The organism is Paraburkholderia caledonica NBRC 102488, assembly GCF_000685095.1.
GTDB classification, from domain to species: Bacteria; Pseudomonadota; Gammaproteobacteria; order Burkholderiales; family Burkholderiaceae; genus Paraburkholderia; species Paraburkholderia caledonica.
The window spans coordinates 338,355-356,107 of sequence record NZ_BAYE01000003.1 but is presented as its reverse complement, the minus strand read 5'-3'; the positions used below and the strand labels follow the sequence as shown (position 1 = coordinate 356,107).

Below are 17,753 nucleotides of genomic sequence, written 5' to 3'. Positions count from 1 at the left end.
CGCCGAGCCCGCTGTCTCATTCGCGACAAAACTTGTCCTTACAATTCGGTCGAGCCACATTAAACTGCGACAAATAGCTGGCCGCCCGCGACGCCGCGTCGGAATGCCGAAACGACAAAGTGCGACGAAGCGCGGCGTAGCACGACGATCTCGATCTCGCCAGCCAGGAATTGCCCCTTTCTTTTCCTTTGTCCAAGCGTATGGAAACCAGCCTCGATAAACGCGCACTTGCCGGCGCGTCAGCCGTAACCGGCACCACCGCCACTCCCAACTCGACGGGCTCGACCGCGCAGCCGGCCGCGACCGTACAGCGCACGGTTTATTCCGTGCTCGGCGCGATCAGTTTTTCGCATCTGCTCAACGACATGATCCAGTCGTTGATCCTCGCCATCTACCCGATGCTGAAGGACAACTTCTCGCTGTCGTTCGGCCAGATCGGTCTGATCACGCTGACCTATCAGATCACCGCGTCGCTGCTGCAGCCGCTCGTCGGCATCTATACCGACAAGCATCCGAAGCCGTACTCGCTGCCCGTCGGCATGGGCTTCACGCTGGCCGGCCTGCTGCTCATGTCGATGGCGCCCAATTTCGGCGTGTTGCTGGTGGCGGCGGCGCTCGTCGGCTGCGGCTCGTCGGTGTTTCATCCCGAGTCGTCGCGGGTCGCGCGCATGGCGTCGGGCGGCCGTCACGGACTTGCGCAATCGCTCTTCCAAGTGGGCGGCAATGCGGGTTCGTCGCTCGGACCGCTGCTTGCCGCGCTGATCGTGATTCCGCACGGCCAGCGCAGCATCGCGTGGTTTTCAGTGGCGGCGCTCGTCGCGATCGTCGTGCTTACGCAGATCGGGCGCTGGTACAAGCAGCATCCGTCGGTCAAGAAGGCGCGCAGCCAGACCGGTCATGCGACGCTGTCGCGCAACCAGGTCATGTTCGCAATGGGCGTGCTGATCCTGCTGGTCTTCTCGAAGTATTTCTACCTCGCGAGCATCAACAGCTATTTCACGTTCTATCTGATCGACCGCTTCCATTTGCCGGTGCAGGCCGCGCAGATTCACCTGTTCGTGTTCCTCGCTGCGGTGGCCGCGGGCACGGTGATCGGCGGTCCGATCGGCGACCGGATCGGCCGCAAATACGTGATCTGGGTGTCGATTCTCGGCGTCGCGCCGTTCACGCTGCTGCTGCCCTACGCGAATCTGTTCTGGACCGGCGTGCTGACGGTGATCATCGGCGTCGTGCTGGCCTCGGCGTTCTCCGCGATTCTCGTGTATGCGCAGGAGCTCATTCCGGGCAAGGTCGGCATGGTCGCCGGGCTCTTCTTCGGCTTCGCGTTCGGCATGGGCGGTATCGGCGCGGCGGTGCTCGGTGAACTGGCCGACGCGACCAGCATTGGGTATGTGTACAAAATCTGTTCGTTCCTGCCGTTGATCGGCGTGCTGACGGTGTTTCTGCCGAACGTGGAAGGCAAGCGCGCGAAGGCGTAAAAGCCTGCTGTCGACGGATGACAAAAGGCGCTGCGGCGCCTTTTTCTTTTGCGCGCGCCGCTCATGGTGAACCCCCGTTGTCCGGCGAGCCGCGCGTACTCTATGCTTGTGCCACACGCCTCGCTCCGGCGCCGCCCAACGTGGCCGCAGCGCACGGCCTCTCCACCTGTTCGTCACCCAGCATCCGAAGGATCGCCGCAGATGACCCGCTACCGCGACTTCCACCGCCGTTCGATCGAGAACCCCGAGGCATTCTGGCGCGACGAGGCGCGGCGCATTCATTGGGAAACGCCGTTCGACACCGTGCTCGACCGCTCGAATCCGCCGTTCGCGCGGTGGTTCGTCGGCGGGCGCACGAACCTCTGTCATAACGCGGTGGACCGGCACCTCGTCGAGCGTGCGGAGCAAAATGCGCTGGTGTATGTGTCGACGGAAACCGGCATCGAGCGGCGTTTCACGTACACCGAGCTATATGCCGAAATCAACCGGATGGCCGCAGTCATGCGCTCGCTTGGCGTGAAGCGCGGCGACGTCGTGCTGCTCTATCTGCCGATGATCCCCGAAGCGCTCTTCGCAATGCTCGCCTGCGCGCGGCTCGGCGCGATCCACTCGGTCGTGTTCGGCGGGTTCGCCGCGCCCAACCTGGCCGCGCGCATCGACGACGCCAGGCCGGTCCTGATCGTGACCGCCGACGCCGGCGCGCGCGGCGGCAAGGTGATCGACTACACGCCGCTCGTCGACGAAGCTATCGCGCGCGCAACACACAAGACGGCGCGCGTGCTGCTGATCGACCGGCAACTCGCGCCGGAGCGGCTCAACGCAACTTATCTGGTCGATTACGAACCGCTGCGCGAACAGTTCTTCGACGCGCACGTGCCCTGCGAATGGCTCGAGTCAAGCGAGCCTTCGTATGTGCTGTACACGTCGGGTACGACCGGCAAGCCCAAAGGCGTGCAACGCGATGTGGGCGGCTACGCGGTGGCGCTGGCGGCGTCGATGGAATACATCTTCGAAGGCAAGGCAGGCGACACGATGTTCACCGCGTCGGATGTCGGCTGGGTGGTCGGCCACAGCTATATCGTCTACGCGCCGCTGATCGCGGGGCTGACCACGGTGATGTACGAAGGCACGCCGATCCGCCCCGACGGCGGCATCTGGTGGCGCCTCGTCGAACAGCACAAGATCAATCTGATGTTCACCGCGCCGACCGCGCTGCGCGTGCTGAAGAAACAGGACCCGGCGCTGCTCGAAAACGCCGACCTGTCGAGCCTGCGCACGCTGTTCCTTGCCGGCGAGCCGCTCGACGAACCAACCGCCTCATGGATTGCCGGCGCGCTCGGCAAGCCGGTGATCGACAACTACTGGCAAACGGAAACCGGCTGGCCGATGCTCGCGATTCCGCGCGGCGTCGAAGCGCTGCCGACCAAGCTCGGCTCGCCGGGTGTACCGTCGGCCGGATTCAATCTGACGTTGCGCAATGAGCTGACGGGCGAGCCGTGCCCGCCCGGCGAAAAAGGCGTGCTGACGCTGAATTACCCGTTGCCGCCGGGCTGCATGTCGACGGTCTGGGGGGACGACAAGCGCTTTGTCAGTACGTACTGGTCGAGCTTTCCGGACCAGCAGGTGTATTCGACCTTCGACTGGGGCATTCAGGACGAAGACGGTTACGTGACGATCCTCGGCCGCACCGACGACGTGATCAACGTCGCGGGGCACCGGCTCGGCACGCGCGAGATCGAGGAAGCGTTGTCGAGTCACGCGGCCGTTGCAGAAGTCGCGGTGGTCGGCGTCGCCGACCCGTTGAAGGGTCAGGCGGCGATGGCTTTCGTCGTGCTGCGCGACGCACAGGCTTACGCAGATGCCGACGCGCGCACGAAGCTGGAAGGCGAACTCACGGCGACGGTCGACCGGCAACTCGGCGCGATTGCGCGGCCGTCGCGCGTCGTGATCGTTTCGATGCTGCCGAAGACGCGCTCGGGCAAGTTGCTGCGTCGGGCTATCGCCGCACTCGCAGAAGGGCGCGAGCCGGGCGAACTGCCGACTATCGAAGACCCGGCCGCGTTGCAGCAGGTGCGCGAGGGGCTGGGCGAGTCGGCGCGCAACGGGTGAAAACCAGGTTTCTGTCGGCCCGCTTCGACTCAACCCGCGCTGCGCGCTAGCAGAAAGCGCGCGAGGATCGCGTTTGAATAAGCGCTCGCGATCTCGGTGAGAAACGAGACGAACGACGCCGGCGCGTGATCGTCAGCGGTATCGGAGATAGTGCGCACAACTGCGCACGGCACACCGTATTCGTGACAGACCTGCGCGATCGCCGCGCCTTCCATCTCGACGGCAAGCGCGTCCGGCAACGCCTCGCGCAGAGCCTTGACGCCCGCCGCGCTCGCCACGAACTGATCGCCGCTGATAATCAGCCCGCGATGCACGCGCGGCCGCATCGTGCCGAAACGCGCCGCCGACGCAGCGCCTTCCTCCGAGACAAAACGCTCACACGCAGCGGCGAGCTGCGCGGCCAACGTGGCGTCGGCGGCAAAGCGCGACATGCCTAGCAACGGCACTTCGAAACGCGGAAAGAGCGGCGACGCGTCCAGATCGTGTTGCAACAACGCATTGGCGACGACGATGTCGCCAACTCGCACCTCCGCGCCCACACCGCCGGCGACGCCAGTGAACACGACAGCCTCGACGTCGAATGCATGGATCAATGCGCTGACCGTTGCCGCCGCCGCGACCTTGCCGACGCGCGCGAGCGTTACGACGCACGGCGCGCCATGGACGGTGCCGACGTGATAGTCGCGCCGGCCGTGCGTGACGGTGCGCACGCCGGATTCCGCGCGCATCGCATCGATCAGGTCGCCGAGTTCTTGCGGCAAAGCCGCGAGGATGCCGAGCGGTCTCTTCGACGACGATGCGGCCAGCGCTGCGTCATGGCCTTGGCTTGCGGCGCTCATTCGACCGCCTGCAGTTTCGCGACCGCGAGCGCGAGCCACTTCTCGCCGTGGCGCTTGAACTTGACTTGCGCCTTCGCGTCGGCCCCGCCGCCTTCCAACGCAGTGATCGTGCCTTCGCCGAACTTGGTGTGAAACACCTGCTGGCCGACGCGGAAGCCCGCCTCCGCTGCGCGCTGCTCGTTAGCGAACGCCGGCAACGGCGCGGCTGCCGTGGACGCCCCGCCGCCGTAGCCCTGCTGGCGGTCGGGCCGGGCGAACCAGTCTCGCCCATAACCCGCATTGTCCGAGCGGCCGCCCCAGCGCGCGCCTGCCTCGACTTTCGGCGTGAGCCACTTGAGCGTCTCCTGCGGCAATTCGTCGAAGAAACGCGAGCGAATGTTGTAGCGTGTCTGGCCGTGCAGCATCCGGCTTTGCGCGAACGACAAGTACAGACGCTCCTTCGCGCGCGTGATGGCCACGTACATCAGCCGGCGTTCTTCCTCGAGCCCGTCCGACTCCATTGCGCTGTTCTCATGCGGAAACAGCCCCTCTTCGAGACCCGTGATGAACACGGCCGTGAATTCGAGGCCCTTGGCCGCGTGCACCGTCATGAGTTGCACGGCTTCCTGGCCGGCTTGCGCCTGGTTGTCGCCCGCTTCGAGCGACGCGTGCGACAGAAAGCCGGCGAGCGGCGTCATCGTGTCCGGGTTTTGCGCGGGGTCGGCGATGCCGGGCGCGTCGAGCACTACGGTGTTCGGGTCGTCGGTCGCGACTGCCAGTTCGGGCGCGGCGGTGGCTCCCGGACGCAGCGGAATGGAGCGCGCGGGCGTGTCCATGCCGTAGCCCTCTTCGCTGACGAACGCGGCGGCCGCGTTGACGAGTTCCTGCAAGTTCTCGAGCCGGTCCTGACCTTCGCGCTCGTTCTGATAGAAGTCCGCGAGACCGCTTGCACGGACGACGTACTCGACGGTCTCCGGCAAGCTCATCTGCTGCGTTTCCGCGCGCATCTTGCCGATCAGGTTCGCGAAGCTCGCAAGACTGGAGCCCGCCTTGCCGGCGACATACGGGATCGCCGCGGCCATCGAGCAGTTATACAGTCGCGCCGCGTCCGCGAGTTGTTCGATCGAGCGCGCGCCGATGCCGCGCGTGGGGAAATTGACGACGCGCGCGAACGCTGTGTCGTCGTTCGGATTGTCGATCAGACGCAGATACGCGAGCGCGTGCTTGACTTCCTGACGCTCGAAAAAGCGCAAGCCGCCATACACGCGATACGCGATGCCCGCATTGACGAGCGTGTGCTCGATCGTGCGCGACTGCGCATTGCTGCGGTAGAGAATCGCGATTTCGCTGCGCGACGTGCCGGTGCTGATCAGCGCCTTGATCTCCTCGACGATCCAGCCGGCTTCCTGCGAATCCGTCGCGGATTCATAAACACGGACCGGTTCACCATGACCGGCGTCGGTGCGCAGATTCTTGCCGAGACGCCGCGAATTGTTCGCGATCAACTGATTGGCCGCGTCGAGAATATGACCGTGCGAGCGGTAATTCTGTTCGAGCTTGATCAGGTGCCGGACATTGAACTCGTGCTCGAAGTCGCGCATGTTGCCGACGTTGGCGCCGCGGAACGCGTAGATCGACTGGTCGTCGTCGCCGACCGCGAAGATCGAATTGGTCTGGCCCGCGAGCAGCTTCAGCCACGCGTATTGCAGCTTGTTCGTGTCCTGAAACTCGTCGACGAGGATGTGTTTGAAGCGCGCCTGATAGTGCGCGCGCAGCGGCGGATTGTGCGCGAGCAGTTCATAGCAGCGCAACAGCAGTTCCGGAAAGTCGACGACGCCTTCGCGCTGACACTGCTGGTCATACGCTTCGTACAGTTCGACGAATTTGCGGTTGAAATTGTCGGTGGCGTCGACGTCTTTCGGGCGCAGTCCTTGTTCCTTCGCGTTGTTGATGAAGTACTGGAGGTTCTTTGCCGGGTATTTTTCGTCGTCGATGTTCAGGCCCTTCATCAGACGCTTGATCGCGGACAACTGGTCGGCGGTGTCGAGAATCTGGAAGGTGGCGGGCAGGCCGGCGTCGCGATGATGCGCGCGCAGCATGCGGTTGCACAGGCCGTGAAAGGTGCCGATCCACATGCCGCGCGTGTCGATGGGCAAAAGCGCCGACAGGCGCGACATCATTTCGCGCGCGGCCTTGTTGGTGAAGGTCACGGCCAGAATGGTGGCGGGCGACGCAAGCCCGTGCTGGATGAGCCACGCGATGCGCGTGATGAGCACGCGGGTTTTGCCGCTGCCCGCGCCGGCGAGAATGAGCGCGGGCTCGTTGGGGAGCGTGACGGCGGCGTGTTGTTCGGGGTTGAGATTGGCTAGCAGATCGGGCATTTTTTCGGAGGGACGGCGGGGTGTTCGTCATTATATGCCCCGGCGCGGGCTTGCTTTTTTTGCCCGGCGGGCGGGGCGTTCCGTTCTCGCAGGTTCGAATCCTCAAAAGCAAAAACCCCAAAACCAGAGCCGCGCCCCGGCGCCCTTTATAATCGAACATTCTCCGCATTTACCAGCCGATCGACCCATGAGCGACACCCCGAGCGACACCTCCTCTACCCTTGCCAAAAGCTTCGAGCCGCACACTATCGAAGCCCACTGGGGCCCCGAATGGGAAAAGCGCGCCTACGCGGCGCCCTCGTTCGACGGGAACAGGAAAGACTTCTCGATCCAGTTGCCGCCGCCGAACGTCACGGGCACCCTTCACATGGGCCACGCGTTCAACCAGACCATCATGGACGGCCTCGCCCGCTATCACCGCATGCTCGGCGACAACACGCTGTGGGTGCCGGGCACCGACCACGCGGGTATCGCCACGCAGATTGTCGTCGAACGGCAACTGGACGCGAAAGGCGTGTCGCGCCACGATCTCGGGCGCGAAAAATTCGTCGAACGCGTCTGGGAATGGAAGCAGGAATCCGGCTCGACCATCACGAACCAGGTGCGCCGCCTCGGCGCGTCGATCGACTGGTCGCGCGAATACTTCACGATGGACGACAAGATGTCGGCCGCCGTGCGCGACGTGTTCGTGCGCCTTTATGAACAGGGCCTGATCTATCGCGGCAAACGCCTCGTCAACTGGGACCCGGTGCTGCTCACCGCCGTTTCCGATCTCGAAGTGGTCAGCGAAGAAGAAAACGGCCACCTGTGGCACATCCAGTATCCGCTCACCGACGGCTCCGGCCATCTGACGGTCGCGACCACGCGGCCCGAAACCATGCTCGGCGACACCGCGGTGATGGTCCATCCGGAAGACGAGCGCTACGCGCATCTGATCGGCAAGACCGTCACGCTGCCGCTGTCGGGCCGCGAAGTGCCGATCATCACCGACGACTACGTTGACCGCGAATTCGGCACGGGCGTTGTCAAGGTCACGCCCGCGCACGACTTCAACGACTATCAGGTCGGCCTGCGCCACAAGCTGCCGCAAATCGAGATCCTCACGCTCGACGCGAAGATCAACGACAACGCGCCGGAAAAATACCGTGGCCTCGACCGTTTCGAAGCCCGCAAGCAGGTCGTCGCCGACCTCGAAGCGCTCGGCGCGCTCGAATCGGTCAAGCCGCACAAGCTGATGGTGCCGCGCGGCGACCGCACCGGCGTCGTAATCGAGCCGATGCTGACCGACCAGTGGTTCGTCGCGATGAGCAAACCGGCGCCTGAAGGCACGTTCAATCCGGGCAAATCGATCGCCGAAACCGCGCTCGACGTCGTTCGCAACGGCGAAATCCGATTCGTGCCGGAGAACTGGACCACCACGTACTACCAGTGGCTCGAGAACATCCAGGACTGGTGCATCTCGCGCCAGCTCTGGTGGGGTCATCAGATTCCAGCATGGTACGGCGAAAATGGCGAGATTTTCGTCGCGAAGACCGAGGAAGGCGCGCGCGCAAAAGCGGCAGAAGCCGGCTACGCGGGCCCGCTCAAACGCGACGAAGACGTGCTCGACACGTGGTTTTCGTCCGCGCTCGTGCCGTTCTCGTCGCTCGGTTGGCCGAACGAAACGCAGGAACTGAAGCACTTTCTGCCGTCGTCGGTGCTGGTTACGGGCTTCGACATCATCTTCTTCTGGGTCGCGCGCATGGTCATGATGACCACGCACTTCACGGGCAAGGTGCCATTCGACACGGTCTACGTGCACGGTCTCGTGCGCGACGCCGAAGGCCAGAAAATGTCGAAGAGCAAGGGCAATACGCTCGATCCGATCGATATCGTCGACGGCATCGGCCTTGACGCCCTCGTCGCCAAACGGACCACCGGCCTCATGAACCCGAAGCAGGCCGCGTCGATCGAAAAGAAAACCCGCAAGGAATTTCCCGACGGCATTCCCGCGTTCGGCACCGACGCGCTGCGCTTCACGATGGCGTCTATGGCCACGCTCGGGCGCAACGTCAACTTCGATCTCGCACGCTGCGAGGGCTACCGCAATTTCTGCAACAAGCTGTGGAACGCCACCCGCTTCGTGCTGATGAATTGCGAAGGTCACGATTGCGGTTTCGGCAAGCCGGAACAGTGCGGCGAGTGCGGTCCGGACGGTCACCTGAACTTCTCGTCGGCGGATCGCTGGATCGTGTCCCGCCTGCAGCGCGTGGAAACCGAGATCGCCAGGGGTTTCGCCGACTATCGCTTCGACAATGTGGCCAACGCCCTATACAAGTTCGTTTGGGACGAATACTGTGACTGGTATCTCGAACTCGCCAAGGTTCAGATCCAGACGGGTCAGCCGAACCAGCAGCGCGCCACACGGCGCACCCTGCTGCGCGTGCTCGAGACGGTGTTGCGCCTCGCGCACCCGGTGATTCCGTTCATCACCGAGGCGTTGTGGCAAAAAGTTGCGCCGTTGGCCGGGCGTTATCCCGCGGGCAAGGCCGAGGGCGAAGCGTCCATCATGGTGCAGCCGTACCCCGTTGCCGAGATGTCGAAGCTCGACGAAGACGCGGAGCAATGGGCGGCCGACCTGAAAGCAGTGATCGATGCGTGCCGGAATCTGCGCGGCGAAATGAATCTGTCGCCGGCGGTCAAGGTGCCGTTGCTCGCTACCGGCAACGCGGAGCGTCTGCGCACCTTCGCTCCGTACGCCCAGGCATTGGCCCGTTTGTCGGAAGTGCAGATCATTGCCGACGAAGCCGCGCTCGACGCGCAAGCAGATGGCGCGCCAATTGCTATTGTAGGCAGTGACAAGCTCGTGCTGAAGGTGGAAATCGACGTCGCGGTCGAGCGCGAGCGGTTGTCGAAAGAGATTGCGCGGTTGAGCACGGAAGTCGTCAAGTGCAACGCTAAACTGCAGAACGAAAGTTTTGTCGCCAAGGCGCCGCCCGCAGTCGTCGAGCAGGAGCAGAAAAGGCTGGCGGAATTCGAAGCGACTGTCGGCAAGCTGAAAGCGCAGCTCGCGCGCTTGCCGGCCTGATCGACGCTCCACGCCCGCCCGTGCGGCGGGCACGGACAGATAGCTAAACCAGAGGACTCAGGGTAATCACATGCTAAAAGTTACAAAGGCAGTATTTCCGGTAGCAGGTCTTGGCACCCGGTTCCTCCCTGCCACGAAGGCAAGCCCGAAGGAAATGCTGCCGATCGTCGACAAGCCGCTGATTCAGTACGCGGTGGAAGAAGCCATGGCGGCCGGCATCACCGAAATGATCTTCGTCACGGGCCGCAGCAAACGGGCGATTGAAGATCACTTCGATAAATCGTATGAAATCGAGGCCGAGCTGGAAGCGCGCGGCAAGGACAAGCTCCTCGAACTCGTGCGCAGCATCAAGCCGAGCCATGTGGACTGCTTCTACGTGCGTCAGCCCGAAGCGCTCGGCCTCGGTCACGCCGTGCTGTGCGCGGAGAAGCTGGTGGGCGACAACCCGTTCGCCGTGATTCTGGCTGACGACTTGCTGTACGGCACGCCGCCTGTCATGACGCAAATGATCGAGGTGTTCGACCACTATCACAGCTCGGTAATCGGCGTCGAAGAGATCCCGGCGCAGGAAACCAAGTCGTACGGTATTGTCGACGGCAAGGAATGGGAAGACTCGATCATCAAGATGTCGGGCATCGTCGAAAAGCCAGAACCGAGCGTCGCACCGTCCAATCTCGGCGTGGTGGGCCGCTACGTGCTCAAACCGCGTATTTTCGACCACATCCGCTCGATCAAGCCGGGCGCCGGCGGCGAACTGCAGCTCACGGACGCGATCCAGTCGTTGCTCGCCGACGAACAGGTTCTCGCGTACAAGTACCATGGCACGCGTTTCGACTGCGGCAGCAAGCTCGGTTATCTGAAGGCAACGGTCGAGTTCGCGCTGCGCCACCCCGAAGTGGCCGCGGATTTCGACGAATATCTGCGTACCCGTTCGCCGGTTCTCGAAGGCTAAGCCTCTGCGAGATGCCTCGAATCGCGAGGCATCTCCCAAAAAGTCAAAAAGGCGCTGTGCCCCGCTTTCGCGGGCGCAGCGCCTTTTGTATTGGAGCGTGCGTCTGAATGTGTGCGCTTCAGCGGCGCTTCATCAGAAACGTAAAGACCTTGTCGTGCGCCGAACTCTCGACGATTTCATTGCCGGTCTGCTTCGCGAACGCGGCGAAATCGCGCTGCGAGCCGGGATCGGTGGCGAGCACCTTGAGGATTTGACCGCTTTCCATATCGGCGAGCGCCTTCTTGGCGCGCAAAATGGGCAGCGGGCACATCAGCCCGCGCGCATCGACTTCCTTGTGAATCTGAATTTGCATCGACGATGACCTTCGGGACAAGGCGTCGTTCGTGACGCCGGACAGAGGGTCAAATTCTACCGCAGCCTTCGCCGCCTTGCCGGCGCAGGCACCGTGCACCTCGCGGCCCAACCAGCCATATCGACGCTACAGCGTCACTGCCTGCCCGCTTTGCAGCGACTGCCGCAGCGCATTGCCGATGCGGGTCGCTTCCAGCGCGTCGGCGAGCGTCGCGCCCGCTTGCACGGTCGATCCCGCCCCGCCCTGCACCGACGCCACGAACGCGCGTGCCTCGTGCAGAAACGCTTCTTCGAAGCGATCGAAGAAGCTCCGCGTGCACTCGTTGCGAATGCCCGTCGCGTCGTATATCTCGACGCGGTTAGCGCGCGGATTATGGCCAATGGTCAGTCCGCCTGCCGTGCCGATCACCTCGCTGTGCGTGTCGTTGCCGTGTGCCTGGGTCCGCGACGCATAGAACATGGCGAGCTTGCCGTCCTCGAATTCGCAGATCGCCACGCCGTTATCCACATCGCCGAATTCACGCAGGCCTTCGTGCAACGCGACGGCGCCGGCCGCGAACACGCGCTTTGCGCGCGGCTTTCCAAGCAGCCAGCGCGCGACGTCGATGTCGTGCACCGTGCAGTCGAGGAAAATGCCGCCGGAAGTTGCCGCGAAGCGCACGAAGAAGCCGTCGGTATCGTCCTTGTCGGTGGTTTGCGAGCGCACAAGGAACGGCCGCCCGATCGCGCCCGCTTCGATTTTGTCGAAGGCGTCCTTGTAGCTGGGATCGAAACGCCGCATGAAGCCAATCGTCGCCTGTAGATGCGGGTACTGCGCAGCCTCGTGCAGCACGCGCTCACACTCGGCCAGATCGAGCGACAAAGGCTTTTCGCAGAACACGTGCTTACCGGCCTGCAAAGCGTCGACGATCTGCTGCGCGTGCAGCGACGACGGCGTAACGAGCCACACGGCGTCCACGTCTTTGTCGTCCAGCAGCCGCGCGTAGTCATCGTAAAGGCGCGGCGACGGCAAAGCGTCGCCCGCCCACGCCCGCTCTTCTTCGAGCGGGCTGCAAGCAGCAACCAGTTCAGCGCCCGGCACGCGATACGCAAGGTTCTCAGCGTGACGTTTGCCGAGCCGCCCGAGGCCGACCACGCCGAGACGCAACCGCCGCGTTGACGCCGCCGCACTCATTGCGCGGCCTCGCCGAGCTTCACTGCACGCCCCTCACGCCATGAGCGCGTGGCGGCCTCGGCGAGTTCCAGCGCTTTCAAACCGTCGGCCACCGTGGTGCGCACCGGCTTGCCCTGCGTGACCGCCTCGAAGAAATGCGCGATTTCGAGCGCATAAGCGGCCCGATAACGTTCGAGGAAAAACGCTTCGGGTACGTCGCTCGACACCTGCGACCTGGAGTAAGCCGTGACTTCCGTAGGCCGCACGTTGCCCGCCTGCAGCATGCCCGCGCTGCCGAGCACTTCAAAGCGCTGGTCGTAGCCGTAGGCGGCGCGGCGCGCGGTGTTGATCTGGCACAGGCGGCCGCGCTTCGTGCGGATCGTCACCGCGGTCGAATCAATGTCGCCCGCCTCCGCGATTGCCGGGTCGCTCAGACAACTGCCGGTGGCGTGCAGCGTGTCCGCTTCGTCGCCGAGAATCCAGCGGAAGATGTCGAAGTCGTGAATCAGCATGTCCTTGAAGATGCCGCCCGAATGGCGGATGTAGTCGACCGGCGGCGCGCCTGGATCCCGGCTCGTCACCACCAGCATTTCCGGCGTGCCGATCTCGCCCGCGTCGAGGCGCGCCTTCAACGCGGAGAACGTCGGATCGAAGCGGCGCTGAAAGCCGATCATGCACACCACGCCCGCGCGCTCAACGGCATCAGCACAAGCCCGCGCGCGCTCCAGCGTCAGGTCGACCGGCTTCTCGCAGAACACATGTTTTTTCTGAGCGGCCGACTTCATGATCAGATCGGCATGCGTGTCGGTGCTCGAACAGATCACCGTGGCGCCGACGGACGCGTCGCCCATTGCGCCGTCGATATCGGCCACCTTGGCGCCATGCGCGGCAGCCAGCGCCGCGGCCGCTTCGCTATTCACATCGACCACATATTTCAGCCGCACGCCCGGTTGCCGCGCGAGATTGGCCGCGTGAATCTTGCCGATACGGCCCGCGCCGAACACTGCGACGTCGATCGGTTTTGCTGCGTCAGTCATCGTATCCTCCAGTGTCTTTCGATTCTTCTACGTTTAATTCGAGCTTGTACGCAAGCGCGATGAAGAGCGCCTGGCACAGGCAGATCGTGCTGGTCAGCGAGCGGAACGCGAACGCGCTGCCCTCTTTCACATACAGCTGGGTACTCGAGTAACGCGCGAGCGGAGATAGTTGGCTGTCCGTAATGACCAGCGTCTTCGCCTGATGATGATGCGCGACCCGCAGGCAATACTGCGTTTCCTTCGCATAAGGCGCGAAACTGATCGCAATCACCACGTCGCCCTTTTTCACGCTGCGAATCTGCTCGCGGTACATGCCGCCGAAACCCGAGACGAGGTGCACGCGCTTGGGCGTGTGCTGCAACGCATAGACGATGTAGCTCGCCACCGGAAACGAGCGCCGCACGCCGATCACATAGATGTTGTCCGCCTGTTGCAGCATCTTCACGGCGGCGTCGAACTGCTTGTCGTCGAGCCCCGCTTCGAGTTCTTCGAGCCCGCCGCGCGAAGCCGCGATGAACTCGCGCGCGACCGCGCCGCCGGACAACGCACCGGGCTTCTCGTCAATGAGCTTGCGAATGCGTTGCTGATAGCTCGGCGACGACGCACCCTGGCCTGTATACGCCTGACGAAACACCGCCTGCAAATCGGAGAAGCCGGAGAAACCAAAGCGCTGCGCAAATCGCACGACCGCCGACGGATGCACGCCGCAGCTTGCGGCGATGTCGCTCGTGCGATCCACCATCACGCTCGAACGATGTTGCTCGATATACGTCGCGACATTCTTCAACTGACGCGGCAGCGCCTCATAGTTATCGGCGATGCGCTGCATCAATTCTTCGACGCTCGGCAATTCTTCGGTGCTCTCTTCCGCCATGGTTCTCTCTTCGGGGCTTTACTGCACTGCGGCAGGCGCTTTCGGACCGGCGCCACAGAGGCTGCTGACGTTGCCGATTATAGGCAGCACACCGCATAAATGGAACGTATTTTCCATTTTTATCTACGGTGAAATTTCCATTGCAAGCCATTCGAAGATGACCTAATCTTGGTCGTGAGCGATGGTGCTTCGGCGATCGTGCGACACCTCCGGTGCCGCGCTGCGTACCGTGCGCCACACGCTCCTTCAATAACGACAGACCGAGAAAGGTGGAGACATGAGACTTTGCAAGGGCAAGGCTACGCTCAGGATTCTGGTGACGGCTTTGACGTTGGCGACGGGATTCGGAGCGGCTTCGGCCGCCCGCGCGGCTGACGCTCATTTCGTGCTGATCAGCCACGCGCCGGACTCCGATTCGTGGTGGAACACGATTAAAAACGCCATCAAGCAGGCCGACGAGGACTTCAACGTCGAGACCGACTATCGCAATCCGCCGAACGGTGACATCGCCGACATGGCGCGTCTCGTCGAACAGGCCGCAGCGCGCAACTACGACGGTGTGATCGTCACCATCGCCGATTACGACGTGCTGAAAAGCTCCATCAACAAAGTCACCGCCAAGAAGATCCCGCTCGTCACGATCAACTCGGGCACCGAGGAACAAAGCGCGCAACTCGGCGCGATCATGCATATCGGCCAGCCGGAATATGTCGCCGGCAAGGCAGCAGGCGAAAAGGCGAAAGCAGCCGGCGTGAAGTCGTTCCTGTGCGTGAATCACCTCGCGACCAACACCGTTTCGTTCGACCGTTGCCGCGGTTTCGCCGAGGCGCTTGGCGTCGACTACAAGTCGTCCACGATCGATTCCGGCCAGGACCCGACCGAGATTCAATCGAAAGTCAGCGCCTATTTGCGCAACCATCCGAACACCGGCGCGATTCTCACGCTCGGACCGACGCCGGCTTCGGCCACGCTCAAAGCAGTGCAGCAAATGGGCCTGAACGGCAAGATCTACTTCTGCACCTTCGACTTCTCCGACGACATCGCGAAGGCGATCCAGAACGGCACGATCCAGTTTGCGATCGATCAGCAGCCGTATCTGCAGGGCTACATTCCGGTCGCCGTGCTGGCCATCGTGAAGAAAGAGCACACCACCGACCCCGCGAAGATTCGCCAGATTCTCGAAGCGAATCCTAAGTTCAAGGCACGGCTTGCCACTTACGGCCTGGCGCCTTCGTATGGCCCGAAGAACATTCGCTCCGGTCCGGGCTTCATCACGAAAGAAAACCTCGACAAGGTCATCAAATACGCAGGGCAGTACCGCTGATTCTTTTCTCTAGCTAGTCACGCGCGCGGCGGGCAACGCTCCCGCCGGGCAGCTTCGCTGCCAGCGCGCATTTCACCGGCTGTCGTTCCCGCAACGCATTCCCGCTTGCCCGGACACACAGCCGGCTCCAAGGAGACATCATGGGTGTAGCCGGCAAGCACTTTCCACCGCGCGTCGACTCGAATAGCGCCGCTTCGCATAACGCCGCGTCGCGCCCCGAAACGGACGGGCGCGACGAGCGCGTGCGCAAGGAATCGTGGTTCGGTCATTTGCTGAACCGCCCCGAGTTCGCCGCGATCTCCGGCGCGGTGCTGGTGTTTCTAGTTTTCGCGTTGACTGCCGGCGGCTCCGGCATGTTCAATCTCGACGGCGTGATGAACTGGTCGCAGGTGTCCGCTTATCTCGGGATTCTTTCCGTGGGCGCGTGTCTCCTGATGATCGCCGGTGAGTTCGATCTGTCGATCGGCTCGATGATCGGCTTTGCCGGCATGATGGTCGCGATTCCCACCGTGTATTTTCACTGGCCGATCTCGCTTGCGATTCTCTTCGCATTCGTCGGCTCGATGCTGCTGGGGGCGCTCAACGGCTATCTCGTGATGCGCACGCGCCTGCCGTCGTTCATCGTCACGCTCGCGTTCCTCTTTATTCTGCGCGGCCTCACGCTTGCGCTGTCGATCATGTTCGCGGACCGCACCATCGTTTCCGGCGTGGGCGATCTTGCACAACAAGACTGGCTCGCCAACACCCTCTTTCACGGCGTTGCGCTGCAGGGTCTCTTCACGATGCTCGCGCATCACGGCGTCGGCACCCTGCTCGATAACGGTCACGCGCTCGTGCCCGGCATTCCGAAAGTGATTTTGTGGTGGTTCGGTCTCGCCGCGATCTGCGCATTCGTCCTCGCGAAAACGCGCGCGGGCAACTGGATTCTCGCAGTGGGTGGCGACGCCAACGCGGCAAAAAACGTCGGCATTCCAGTGCGTCGCGTAAAAATCCTGCTCTTCGTGCTGACCGCGTTCTGCTCGTGCCTGTTCGCGGTGCTGCAAGTGTGCGACATCGGCTCCGCTGCGGCCGACCGCGGTTTGCAGAAGGAGTTCGAGGCGATCATCGCGGCCGTCATCGGCGGGACATTGTTGACGGGCGGCTATGGCTCGGTGATCGGCGCATGTTTCGGCGCGCTGATTTTCGGCGTGGTGCAAATCGGCATCACCTATACGAATGTGAGTTCCGACTGGTTCCGCGTGTTCCTCGGCGTGATGCTGCTCATCGCCGTGCTGTTCAATCACTATGTGCGCCGTCGCGTCGCGCAATCGTAACGAGGAGACGCACATGTCCGATACGAACAACGTGACGAACGAAATGAACCTGCCGAGCGCCGCGCCGCAGGACGACGTGATCCTCGCTCTCGAGAACGTCAACAAGTACTTTGGAAAAGTAATCGCGCTAAGCGGCGTGACGTTGCGCCTGAAACGCGGCGAAGTTCATTGCCTGCTCGGCGACAACGGCGCAGGCAAGTCGACGCTGATCAAGACTCTGGCGGGCGTACATCAACCGTCGTCGGGCCAGTATCTCGTCGACGGCAAGCCGGTGCTGTTCGAGTCGCCTAAAGACGCGCTGGATCTCGGCATTGCGACCGTCTATCAGGATCTCGCGCTGGTGCCGTTGCTCTCCGTCGCGCGTAATTTTTTCATGGGACGCGAGCCGCAAAAGAAACTCTTCGGGTTCCTGAACGTGATGGACCTCGAAACGAGCGCGACAACAGCCCGCGACAAGCTCGCAGAAATGGGCATCAACGTGCGCGATCCGCATCAGCCGATCGGCACGATGTCAGGCGGTGAAAAACAGTGCCTTGCGATTGCGCGCGCCATCCATTTCGGCGCACGTGTGCTGATCCTCGACGAGCCGACCGCCGCGCTCGGCGTCAAGCAGAGCTTCAATGTGCTGAAGCTGATCCACAAGGCGCGCGCGAAAGGCATCTCGGTGATCTTCATCACGCACAACGTGCATCACGCGTATCCGATCGGCGACTCGTTCACGTTGCTCAATCGCGGCAAATCGCTCGGCACGTTCACAAAAGAGACGATCAGCAAGGACGAAGTGCTCGACATGATGGCGGGCGGTGCCGAGATGCAGAAAATGATAGGCGAACTCGAAGGCGCAACGATCTGATTCATTCGCGCGGCGGCTGCTGCCGTGGCACCGCTCGCCGCGC

13 protein-coding genes are annotated in these 17,753 nt (G+C 62.8%); 7 read left to right on the top strand and 6 right to left on the bottom strand.

The annotated features are described in order from the left end of the window. Window positions 1–200: 200 nt before the first annotated feature. Both BCA01S_RS08655 and BCA01S_RS08650 read left to right on the top strand, forming a co-directional pair. Window positions 201–1,478, top strand: a complete 1,278-nt coding sequence (locus BCA01S_RS08655; protein WP_027776575.1) for an MFS transporter — start codon at window positions 201–203, stop codon at window positions 1,476–1,478. Window positions 1,479–1,679: 201 nt separating this feature from the next. Continuing rightward, window positions 1,680–3,587 carry a propionate--CoA ligase gene (locus BCA01S_RS08650; RefSeq protein WP_027776574.1) on the top strand — a complete coding sequence of 636 codons (1,908 nt, stop codon included), beginning with the start codon at window positions 1,680–1,682 and terminating at the stop codon, window positions 3,585–3,587. A gap of 29 nt (window positions 3,588–3,616) precedes the next feature. Here the strand turns inward: BCA01S_RS08650 and BCA01S_RS08645 are convergent, their stop codons facing one another. Further along, complete coding sequence (locus tag BCA01S_RS08645; protein WP_027776573.1) at window positions 3,617–4,426, bottom strand: 5'-methylthioadenosine/adenosylhomocysteine nucleosidase; 810 nt, start codon at window positions 4,424–4,426, stop codon at window positions 3,617–3,619. Continuing rightward, window positions 4,423–6,786 carry a UvrD-helicase domain-containing protein gene (locus BCA01S_RS08640; protein ID WP_020069494.1) on the bottom strand — a complete coding sequence of 788 codons (2,364 nt, stop codon included), beginning with the start codon at window positions 6,784–6,786 and terminating at the stop codon, window positions 4,423–4,425. Before BCA01S_RS08640 ends, BCA01S_RS08645 begins: the two co-directional genes overlap by 4 nt. Window positions 6,787–6,973: 187 nt before the next feature. Here BCA01S_RS08640 and BCA01S_RS08635 point away from each other — a divergent pair, with 187 nt between their 5' ends. Together BCA01S_RS08635 and galU are read left to right on the top strand one after the other, a co-directional pair. Beyond that, complete coding sequence (locus tag BCA01S_RS08635; RefSeq protein ID WP_027776572.1) at window positions 6,974–9,853, top strand: valine--tRNA ligase; 2,880 nt, start codon at window positions 6,974–6,976, stop codon at window positions 9,851–9,853. Window positions 9,854–9,923: 70 nt separating this feature from the next. Beyond that, entirely contained in the window at window positions 9,924–10,805 is an 882-nt protein-coding gene (gene galU, locus BCA01S_RS08630) for a UTP--glucose-1-phosphate uridylyltransferase GalU (RefSeq protein ID WP_027776571.1), read from the top strand. 118 nt (window positions 10,806–10,923) lie between these two features. Here galU and BCA01S_RS08625 read toward each other — a convergent pair whose 3' ends face one another. The 4 genes from BCA01S_RS08625 to BCA01S_RS08610 all read right to left on the bottom strand — a co-directional run bounded on the left by BCA01S_RS08625 (window position 10,924) and on the right by BCA01S_RS08610 (window position 14,220). Further along, complete coding sequence (locus BCA01S_RS08625; RefSeq protein WP_027776570.1) at window positions 10,924–11,151, bottom strand: sulfurtransferase TusA family protein; 228 nt, start codon at window positions 11,149–11,151, stop codon at window positions 10,924–10,926. Between the two features lie 132 nt (window positions 11,152–11,283). Next, complete coding sequence (locus BCA01S_RS08620; protein WP_027776569.1) at window positions 11,284–12,330, bottom strand: Gfo/Idh/MocA family oxidoreductase; 1,047 nt, start codon at window positions 12,328–12,330, stop codon at window positions 11,284–11,286. After that, the gene (iolG, locus tag BCA01S_RS08615) at window positions 12,327–13,346 is read right to left on the bottom strand and encodes an inositol 2-dehydrogenase (protein WP_027776568.1); all 1,020 of its coding nucleotides are present in this window, start codon (window positions 13,344–13,346) and stop codon (window positions 12,327–12,329) included. The genes BCA01S_RS08620 and iolG overlap by 4 nt, the downstream gene beginning before the upstream one ends. Further along, window positions 13,339–14,220: a MurR/RpiR family transcriptional regulator gene (locus BCA01S_RS08610; RefSeq protein ID WP_027776567.1), complete on the bottom strand. Its 882-nt coding sequence runs from the start codon at window positions 14,218–14,220 to the stop codon at window positions 13,339–13,341. Before BCA01S_RS08610 ends, iolG begins: the two co-directional genes overlap by 8 nt. 277 nt (window positions 14,221–14,497) lie before the next feature. On the opposite strand from BCA01S_RS08610, the gene BCA01S_RS08605 reads away from it, so the two are divergent. The 3 genes from BCA01S_RS08605 to BCA01S_RS08595 all read left to right on the top strand — a co-directional run bounded on the left by BCA01S_RS08605 (window position 14,498) and on the right by BCA01S_RS08595 (window position 17,710). Next, window positions 14,498–15,544 (top strand): sugar ABC transporter substrate-binding protein, encoded by a 1,047-nt coding sequence (locus BCA01S_RS08605; RefSeq protein ID WP_020069486.1) that lies wholly within the window; start codon window positions 14,498–14,500, stop codon window positions 15,542–15,544. Between the two features lie 140 nt (window positions 15,545–15,684). After that, on the top strand, window positions 15,685–16,857 hold the full coding sequence (locus tag BCA01S_RS08600; protein WP_027776566.1) for an ABC transporter permease: 1,173 nt from the start codon (window positions 15,685–15,687) through the stop codon (window positions 16,855–16,857). Window positions 16,858–16,870: 13 nt separating this feature from the next. Beyond that, a complete protein-coding gene (locus BCA01S_RS08595) occupies window positions 16,871–17,710 on the top strand; it encodes an ATP-binding cassette domain-containing protein (protein ID WP_110404913.1) in 840 nt (279 codons plus the stop codon). Window positions 17,711–17,753: the final 43 nt, after the last annotated feature.